Raw genomic sequence first — 9,199 nt, 5'->3', positions numbered from 1 at the left:
TTTCTCTAAGCCGTCCGCCGGTCGGGACCACACCCCCATGAAATCCCGAGGCTAACAAACCCGGGATGATTCAGAGGCGGCAGGACCGCCAAACGCAAGCTCAGGCCGAGGCCCGCCGCTCGAGATGGTAAGGCACGACACGGTGCGCAGAAGGCCCCTGCAATGGCAGCGAACTGTCGAGCATCCCGGCCACCAGCATGACGGTCTCCCGGGCGATCTCGTCGATGTCGATGCTCAGGGTAGTCAGCTCGGGACTCACGAGAGACCCAATCTCCAGTCCGTCGACGCCGGCGACCCGGACACGCCCCGGCACCTCAATGCCCATCAGCCGCAGTGAGCGCAACAGCCGCACCGCGAGCTCATCGTTGAACGCGACGATGGCATCGGCACCTCCGTTGAGAATCGTTTCAAGAGCGGCTCTGTGCCCGGTGTGAGCGTCAACTCTGTGGATCGAGACTTCGCCCCCGCCCGTCAGAGGAGCCAGCGCCCTCGCCAGCGCCCGCGCCCGGGGGCTGGGCGCCTCCCTGGCCAGGTCCAGCACAACGGGCCTGACGACCCCGGCGGCCCTCAGATGCGCCGCGAGGTCGCTCATTGCCTCGGTAATCGCTAACTCCACTACCCCGACCGCACCGAACTCCTCCACCGAGTCGCCCAGCGCCACCACGGGCATGTCGCCTGCGCCGCGGATGCCGTGGGTGGGCACGCCGTAGCCGACGATCGCATCGACCCGCCGGGCGAGCTCGGTGGCGACCTGCCCGGGTCGGGGGGCGTGTTCTGCCTCAGCGAGGACGACGTTCCAGCCGTATGGCGCACACGCTCGGACCACCGCTGCGCCGAGCTCGGCGAAGTATGAGTTCGACAGATCGGACACGACGAGGCCGAGAGTGGTCGGCCCCTGCTCGACGAGACCGCGGCCGAACCGTGACGGACGGTAGTTGAGCTCCTTCGCGGCCTCGAGCACCGTTGTCCGGGTGGCAGTGCTGATGCCGGGCATGCCGTTCATCGCGCGAGAGACCGTCTGACGGGAGACGCCGGCGCGCTCGGCGACGTCGATGATCGTCGTTCGGCGGCTCGCCACGCTCATCGCCTCTCGCTGCGCAGATCGAGCCAGGCAAGGTCGCCCTCGGAGAGCTCGACACCCAGTCCCAGCGTCGACGAGCGCATCTCGGCGATGCTGCGCGGCCCGAACAGCGGGAAGGTCGGGTACTTCTGGTGCAGCACGAAGGCCAGGGCGATCGCGGTGGCCGGGACACCGCGTTCCTGCCCCAGGATCCGGGCTCGGGCCAGCCGCTCGAAGTTCTCCTCGCTGTAGTAGCAGCGCACGAGCTCGGCGTCGGAGCGGTCCTCGGGGTGCGCCCGGCCGGTGAAGAAGCCGCGCGCCTGCGAGGACCACGGCAGCAGGGCGATGCCGCGCTCCTGGAGCCACGCCTTGGAGTCAGGATCGGTGGCATGAACGCAACCGGCCCACGGGACGTCCAGCGCCTCGGCCAGTCCGAAGTGGTTCGAGAGGATGGTGAAGCCGGTACGGCCATTCGCGCGGGCGTAGGCGTTGGCCTCGTCCACGCGCGCCGGCGTCCAGTTCGAGCCGCCGTAGGCGCGGATCCGGCCCGCCCGCAGGTGCTCGTCCATGACGTCGACGAACTCCCCGACCGGGATCTCCAGATTGTCGCGGTGCATCATGTAGAGATCCGCGTAGTCGGTGCCCTGTCGCTCCAGGGACTCCTCGAGCTGACGCGTGATCGACTCGGGATCGCAGTGAGGGGTGTGGGCGCCCTTGGTGATGACCACGACGTCCTCGCGCACTCCACGGTTGCGGACCCACTGCCCGAAGAGCTTCTCGACATAGCCGCCGCCGTAGATGTACGCGGTATCGAAGGTGGTGCCGCCGATCTCGTAGAAGGCGTCGAACATCGCCGAGGCGTGGGCGAGGTTCATCTGGTTGTCGCAGCCCATCACCAGGCGCGAGACCTTCTTGTCGATGCCGGCCAGCTCCCCGTACGCCATCGCCGGCCCGGTGCGGACGCTGCCGGCCGCGAGCGGGCGGCCGGTGAGGGTGGGGATGGACGCGTCGTCGGCCTCGAAGGGGTAGCGCAGCCCGATCTGCTCGCGCCAGGCGTCGAGGGCACGGGACTGTCCCAGGGAGTTCTCCGCCGTGAGCTCGGGGACCTCGCCGCCGTCACGGGCGGCGCGGGCGAGGGCATCGGCCTCGAGCGCGTAGGCGGAGGCCGCGGGGATCTCGAGCCGCTGCGGCTCCTGGCCGACGACGTCGAGCTCGATGACCTGGGCCTCTCCGAGACCCCAGGGGTCTCGCAGACGGAGCACGCCGCGCGAGCCGGTGATCGTCGCGGATTGCGGGTCGGACAGCCGCACCCCGGTGCGCAGGCTCGCGGTGATCCCGCCGGGCAGAGCGACCTCGGCGGTGGCCCACTCGTCCACGCCGGTCTCCCCCAGCGTGCCGCTGCCGGTCACGGACGTCGGGTCGACGAAGGGCCTCCCCTGGGCGGCGCCGGCGACGAAGCGGGCGAAGGACAGCGGGTAGCACCCGACATCGAGGATCCCGCCGCCGGCGGTCGCGGTGTCGAACAGGCGCCCGCTGCGCCCGCCGGTGTCGAAGGCGAAGGAGGCGTCGATGTGGGTGACCTCCCCGATCGCGCCCTCGGCGACGAGCTCGAGGACCCGCACCGTCTGCGGGTGGAAGCGGTACATGTAGGCCTCGAGCAGGACCTTCCCGCTGCGCGCCGCGAGATCGGTAAGCGCCATGGTGGTGCCCGAGTTCGGGGTCAGCGGCTTCTCGCACAGCACGTGCTTGCCGGCCTCGAGAGCGGCCGCGGCCAGGCGTGCATGAGCGGTGTGGACGGTCGAGATATAGACGGCGTCGACGTCGTCGGAGGCGAGGACCTCCTCGTAGGAACCGATCAGCGCGGGGCCGGCGAGGGGAAACTCCTCGGCGAAGGCCGAGGCGCGCTCGGGAGAGGAACTGCCCACGGCGACCAGGACGCCCTCGCGCGAATCCGGTAGCTGCGAGGCGAAGCGGCGGGCGATGGAGCCGGGACCGAGGACGGCCCAGCGGAACGAGGAGGAGGTGGTGCTCATGGAGACGTCGTTGTCCTTCACAGTCGAGATCTACAAGGGATCGTGAACGTTCACGCACGTTCCACGCTACCCCGCTCCGCTCCTACTCGCAAGCCCGCGCCACGGCGTGAGGCATGGCGTCGCGTCGCGAGCACTCCTCACCCTGTCACGGACGAAGTGCTTGACACTACAAAACCACGTTGAGATACTTCAACCACATCGTGAACGTTCACGAACCGCCTATCGCCACTCGACGAGGAGGGCACCGATGAGCATGGAGTTTTCTCCCCGGTCCGCACGACCCGATCCACCGCGAGCGCGGCCGACCCGCCGTTCGCTGATGGCCTCCACTGGAGTGCTACCCCTACTCCTGGCCGGCTGCGGCGCCGACCCGCGTGTCTCCGAGGACCCACAGGAGCTCGCCATGTGGTACTGGAACCGGGGGGCGAGTCCCCAACTGATCGAGCAGCTAGCCGAGCAGATCCCCGGGACTGACAAGCACTTGCTCGCCGACATGATCGGCACCACCTTCGACACCAAATTGCGCACCTCTCTGGCAGGCAACGCGTACATCCCCGACATCACCTACATCAACTCCAACAACGCCCTCTACTTCACCAACGAGGACCTCTTCCTGGATCTCTCCGAGCTTGGCGCGGACAGCGTGAAAGAGGACTACTACGAGTGGAAATGGAACTTGGGCATGACACCGAAGGGGCGTTTCTGCTTCTTCCCGGTGGACATCGGGCCGACCGGCTTCTTCTACCGCCAGGACCTGTTCGAGGAGGTCGGCCTGCCCAGCTCCCCCGAGGACGTCGCCGCCGCGACCAGCACCTGGGAGGACTGGATCGCGCTCGGCGCCGAGCTCAAGAGCGCCACCGGGTCCTTTTTCGTCAACGACGCCCAGAGCATCTACCTCGCCGTGCTGGACTCCAGCCCCGAGCGCTACTTCGACAAGAACGATGCCCCGCTCTACCTCCAGCCCAACAGCACCGTGCGCCACGCCTGGAACCTCGCGGTCGCGGCGATCGAGGCCGGGATCACCGCGCGCATCCCCCAGGAGCTGGAAACCGACCGCAATGCCGCCTGGTCCAGCGGCCTCACCGCGGGGAACCTCGGGGCCGCCTGGTCGACTCAGATCCTCGAGGAATCCGCCCCGGGGACCGCGGGCAAATGGAGGATCGCCTCCCAGCCAGTCCGCGCCGGCAACAACGGCGGCGCCTTCATCGCCCTGCCCTACACCTGCAAAGACCCTGAGGCGGCGATGAGGCTCATCACCTGGATCACGTCCCCGGAGAATCAGGCGGTCGCCTACGAGGACGTGCAGTTGTTCCCCTCCACGCCCGAATCATTCGAGCAACTCACCTACGAGGGCGACTTCTATGGTGACCAGGACCCGCTGGAGTTCTTCTCCACCGCGGCCAAGACGGTGCCCACGTCCTTCATCAGCGCCCTGGAGACCAGCATCTCCGGCGCGTTCTCGCGGGAGCTTCTCAACGTCGAGACAGGCGGCAAAGACCCGGAGCTCGCCTGGAGCCACACCCTCGCCCAAGCCGAGAAGGTTCTGGCCAAACGGGGAGTCGAAGTATGAGCACCGATACCCCGGCTCGACCGGACACGCGGGCTACCTCGGTGCCCCGTGCAAAACCCCACCGCCGGTTACGGGCGACGTTCCCGATATACCTGGCAATCTCCCCATTTTACGTGCTGTTCGCCATCTTCGGCCTGTTCCCCATCGTGTTCTCGATCGTGCTGTCCTTCACAGACTGGGACGGGATGGGCGAGATGTCCTTCGTGGGGCTGGCCCAGTATCAGTATCTGCTCACGGACACTCGTTTCTGGAACGCAGTCGGGAACACCTTCATCATCTGGTTCCTCTCAACCATCCCGATGCTCTTCCTCGCGATGGTCATCGCGTTCCTGCTCCACCAGAACATCCGCTTCACCGGCTTCTACCGGGTGGCGTTCTTCCTGCCCAATGTGACCTCCATGGTCGCGATGGCGATCGTGTTCGGCTCCGTCTTCTCCGACACCTTCGGGCTGATCAACTCGGCGCTGACCGCGCTGGGACTCGACACGGTCCCCTGGCTCTCGAGCAGCTGGGGCATCAAGATCACCATCGCCGTGATGGTGATCTGGCGCTTCACCGGGTACAACGCGATCATCTACCTCGCCGGCCTGCAGTCGATCCCCACCGATCTCTACGACGCCGCGAAGGTGGACGGCGCCAACATGGTCCAGGTGTTCTTCCGGATCACGGTGCCGATGCTGCGCCCCATCATCCTGTTCACCGTCATCATGTCGACCATCGGCGGACTGAGCCTCTTCACCGAGCCACAGGTGCTGCTAGGCGACAGCGGCGGAGCCGGCGAAGCCGGGATGACGATCGTGCTCTACCAGTACAACCAGGCGTTCACCGAATTCGACTTCGGGTACGGGTCAGCGATCGCCTGGGCGCTGTTCCTCATCGCGGCGATCTTCTCGATCATCAACTGGCGCCTGGTCTCCGGGCGCAGCGAGCGCACCCCGCGCCGTCGGACCGCAGCCAAGGAGGCCCGCCGATGAGCACCCTGACCCCGGTTCCCCGCACCACCGCCGCCGCCGATCCTGCCCTCGGGGGCGACAAGCATTACGTCGCCCGCGGTCGGATAGCACGGCTGGTCACCCACTTGTGCGTCATCGTGGGCGTGCTGTTGTCAATTTTCCCCTTCTACTGGCTCGTTGTGATGTCTACCTCCACCACGGCCGAGATCTTTGGTTACCCGCCCAAGCTCACCTTCGGCAACAGCTTCGTCGAGAACATTCGGAACGTCGTCCAGAGCGTCGACCTGATGCAATCGCTGCTGAACACGATCATCGTCTCCACCGCCTGCGCGGTGCTGGTGATGTTCTTCGACTCGCTGGCAGCCTTCGCCTTCGCGAAGTTCGACTTCCCCGGGAAGAGGCCGCTGTTCATCCTGCTGATCGCCACGATGCTGGTCCCGGGGAGCCTCTCCCTGGTGCCGAGCTTCATCCTCATGTCCACCCTGGGCTGGGTGGGGACGCTGCAGGCTCTGATCGTCCCCGGCGCGGCCAACGCCTTCGGTATTTTCCTGCTGCGGCAGATGGCGGCCGGCTCGATCCCCGACGATCTGCTGGACGCCGCACGCATCGACGGCGCTGGCTTCTTCACCACCTACTGGCGAGTGGGAGTGCCCCTGCTACGCGGCGGGCTCGCATTCCTCGGCATCTTCACGTTCATCACCGCATGGAACGACTACATCTGGCCGCTGATCATCCTCGTTGACCCGGAGCGTCAGACGCTCCAGACCGCGCTGCAGAACCTCAACTCGGTCCACCTCACCGACTACGGGATGGTGATGGCCGGTGCCCTGATCAGCGTGGTCCCACTGATCGGCGTCTTCATCATCGGCGCCCGACACTTCATCTCCAACATCGCCGCAGGGGCGATCAAGGGATAAGCATTCATTGCTGGCAACGTGGAGTGGCACTGGTCGTGTGAAGGAAGTTCGCCCGCCCGTGCACCGCATACCCGGAAGGAACCCCATGCAGTTTTCAGTCCAGATGTACAGCGTCCGCGACGCCCTCGCGGCCGATTTCCCCGGCACCGTCCGGCGCCTGGTCGAGCTCGGATTCACCCACGCCGAGCCGTACAACCTCGTCGAGTTCCGCGAGGAGCTGGTACGTGCCCGCGCCGAGTTCCCGATCGCCTTCCCCAGCGCCCACCAGTCCTTCCTCGGCGAGGACACGGACTTCGAGCAGGTGCTCGAGGCCGCCCGCGCCGTCGGCGTCCACTACCTCATCGACCCGTCCTGGAACGCGCAGGACTGGACCGACGCCGGAAAGGTCCGCGCCCTGGCGGCGCGGCTGAACGAGCGCGCCGCGGCGGCCGCGGCCTCCGGGATCCGCGTCGGATACCACAACCACCACATCGAGCTGGCCTCCCAGCTCGAGGGCCGCAGCGCCCTGGAGCTCTTCGCCGACGAGCTCGATCCGCAGGTCGTCCTCGAGATCGACACCTACTGGGCCGCGGTGGGAGGGGCCGACGTCCCCGCGCTGCTGGGCACGCTCGGCGACCGCGTGCAGCTGGTCCACCTCAAGGACGGCGACCTCTCCGAGGACCCCGCCGCGCAGCTGCCGCTGGGCACCGGGGCGATGCCGCTGGCCGCGACCCTGGACGCCGCAGCAGGCGCCGCCTACGGCGTGATCGAATTCGACGACTACGCCGGGGACATGTTCGAGGGCATCGGCGCCTCGCTCACCCACCTGCGCAGCACGGTCGCCGCCTGACCCGGCGTGGGCGGCCCGACGGTCCGCCCGACCACCGCGCGTCCCGCCCCCGGGACCGCTCCCCCGCACCACGAAGGAGACACCGTATGACCCCCCAGACCCAGGCCGGCCCCGTCGGCGTCGGCATCATCGGCGCCGGCACCATCTCCGCCGAGTACCTCACGAACCTCACCTCCTTCCCCGACGTCACGGTCCACATCATCGGAGACCTGTTCCCCGAGGCCGCCGCGAAGCGCGCCGAGGAATACGGCATCGCGGCCTCCGGCACCACCGAGGACGTGCTGGGCCACCCCGACGTCGAGATCGTCATCAACCTGACGATCCCCACCGCGCACGCCGAGGTCTCCCGTCAGATCGTCGCCGCCGGCAAGCACGTGTGGACCGAGAAGCCGATCACCACCGCCCCGGCCGACGCGACGTCCCTGCTCGAGGCGGCCGACGCCGCGGGCGTGCGCGTGGGCGGCGCTCCCGACACCGTGCTCGGCGCTGGCATCCAGACCGGTCTGCGCACCCTGCGCGACGGGTCGATCGGCACCCCCGCCAGCGCGCTGACCCTGTTCCAGTCCCCCGGCCCCGAGTCCTGGCACCCCAACCCCGCCTTCCTGTTCCAGGAAGGCGCGGGCCCGCTGTACGACATCGCCCCGTACTACACGACCACCCTCGTGCTCGCCCTCGGACCGGTCGTCTCGGTCAGCGCCGTCGGCTCACGCGCCCAGACCCAGCGCACCATCGGCTCGGGCGCCAAGGCCGGCGAGGTCTTCGACGTCACGGTCCCCACGCAGGTCTCGGCGCTGCTGCGCTTCGAATCCGGCCAGAACGCGACGGTGCTGCTGAGCTTCGACTCCCCGCATACCCGCACCGGCTTCGTCGAGGTCTACGGCACCGAGGCCACCCTCGCGTTCCCCGACCCCAACGTCTTCGACGGCGATTCGGCGCTGACCGCGTACCGGGGCGATGCGGCGACCGACGTGCCCGCGACCGGTGCCACCACCGGGCGCGGCCTGGGCGTGCTGGAGATGGCCCGGGCGATCCGCGCCGGCGTCCCCCACCGTGCCCAGGGCGAGATCGCCAAGCACGTCCTGGACATCATGGTGGGCATCGAGACCGCCATCGCCGAGGGGACGATCGTGGACATCGACTCCACGTTCGCCGAGGTCGAGCCGATGCCGGCCGACTTCGACCCATTCACTGCGACACTCTGAGGCGCTAGCCTCGATGTTTCATCGGGCTGGTGAGCGGGGGCGTTCGGCGTCGTTGCCGGCGTTTAGCTGCTGATTCTGGCATGTGGGCGTGACAGATCGGCGCGGTGTCTGTTGCGGGCGGTCGGGTTCCACTCCCGAGAAGGTGCTGGGGGTCGTAGGGACGGGTGGGCTCTCCACTCAGGTCTGCGTGACGGCGGTGCGGATCCGGTTGACGCCGGTCAGGACCCTCACGGCTTCGGGAGCGTGTTGGGCGAGGTGGAGGACCTTGTGCCGGCAGCGGCGCACCAGGGTCGCAGGGACCTCGAACAACCGCGCGCGAAGCCGTTTGGGCTCCCACTTCCTGGCGTCGTCACTGGTGAAGGCGATGGTCTGCATCCAGGCAACAAGCTCGGAGGCGAGCTGGACGACCTGGCACCAGATCTGGTTCTGCGTGAAGGACTGCAGCGGGAACTTCAGCAGGCCCATGTCCTTGGCGTTACGGATCCGGTCCTCGCACCGGGCGCGGCGGCGGTGACGCAGCTCCAGGGCGGGCAGCTGTCCGCGTGGGGTGTTGGTCGCGAATGCGGTGATGCGCATTCCTTCGTGATCGGTGATCCGCAGCTGCGCCCCAGGATGAGGACGCTCCTTGCGCACGA

The 9,199-nt window shown here is 67.8% G+C and carries 8 protein-coding genes; 5 read left to right on the top strand and 3 right to left on the bottom strand.

The annotated features are described in order from the left end of the window. Positions 1-100 precede the first annotated feature (100 nt). The gene (locus INT51_RS21720) at positions 101-1,084 is read right to left on the bottom strand and encodes a LacI family DNA-binding transcriptional regulator (RefSeq protein WP_193107476.1); all 984 of its coding nucleotides are present in this window, start codon (positions 1,082-1,084) and stop codon (positions 101-103) included. Continuing rightward, complete coding sequence (locus INT51_RS21715) at positions 1,081-3,093, bottom strand: aldo/keto reductase (RefSeq protein ID WP_193107475.1); 2,013 nt, start codon at positions 3,091-3,093, stop codon at positions 1,081-1,083. Before INT51_RS21715 ends, INT51_RS21720 begins: the two co-directional genes overlap by 4 nt. A gap of 403 nt (positions 3,094-3,496) precedes the next feature. On the opposite strand from INT51_RS21715, the gene INT51_RS21710 reads away from it, so the two are divergent. The 5 genes from INT51_RS21710 to INT51_RS21690 all read left to right on the top strand — a co-directional run bounded on the left by INT51_RS21710 (position 3,497) and on the right by INT51_RS21690 (position 8,564). Then, complete coding sequence (locus tag INT51_RS21710) at positions 3,497-4,663, top strand: ABC transporter substrate-binding protein (RefSeq protein ID WP_226986052.1); 1,167 nt, start codon at positions 3,497-3,499, stop codon at positions 4,661-4,663. A 113-nt stretch (positions 4,664-4,776) separates the two neighbouring features. Continuing rightward, positions 4,777-5,637: a carbohydrate ABC transporter permease gene (locus INT51_RS21705; protein ID WP_304502287.1), complete on the top strand. Its 861-nt coding sequence runs from the start codon at positions 4,777-4,779 to the stop codon at positions 5,635-5,637. After that, positions 5,634-6,533 (top strand): carbohydrate ABC transporter permease, encoded by a 900-nt coding sequence (locus INT51_RS21700; RefSeq protein WP_193107472.1) that lies wholly within the window; start codon positions 5,634-5,636, stop codon positions 6,531-6,533. Before INT51_RS21705 ends, INT51_RS21700 begins: the two co-directional genes overlap by 4 nt. A gap of 85 nt (positions 6,534-6,618) precedes the next feature. Continuing rightward, on the top strand, positions 6,619-7,362 hold the full coding sequence (locus INT51_RS21695) for a sugar phosphate isomerase/epimerase (protein ID WP_193107471.1): 744 nt from the start codon (positions 6,619-6,621) through the stop codon (positions 7,360-7,362). A gap of 86 nt (positions 7,363-7,448) precedes the next feature. Then, complete coding sequence (locus INT51_RS21690) at positions 7,449-8,564, top strand: Gfo/Idh/MocA family protein (protein ID WP_193107470.1); 1,116 nt, start codon at positions 7,449-7,451, stop codon at positions 8,562-8,564. Between the two features lie 177 nt (positions 8,565-8,741). Here the strand turns inward: INT51_RS21690 and INT51_RS21685 are convergent. After that, a partial coding sequence (locus INT51_RS21685) for a transposase (RefSeq protein ID WP_193107469.1) occupies positions 8,742-9,199 on the bottom strand: 458 nt, incomplete at its 5' end.

This window comes from Brachybacterium sp. FME24 (assembly GCF_014897705.1).
In the GTDB taxonomy this organism is placed as follows: Bacteria; Actinomycetota; Actinomycetes; order Actinomycetales; family Dermabacteraceae; genus Brachybacterium.
Note: the sequence above shows the minus strand (reverse complement) of the source record. Positions and strands in the feature narration are given on the sequence as shown.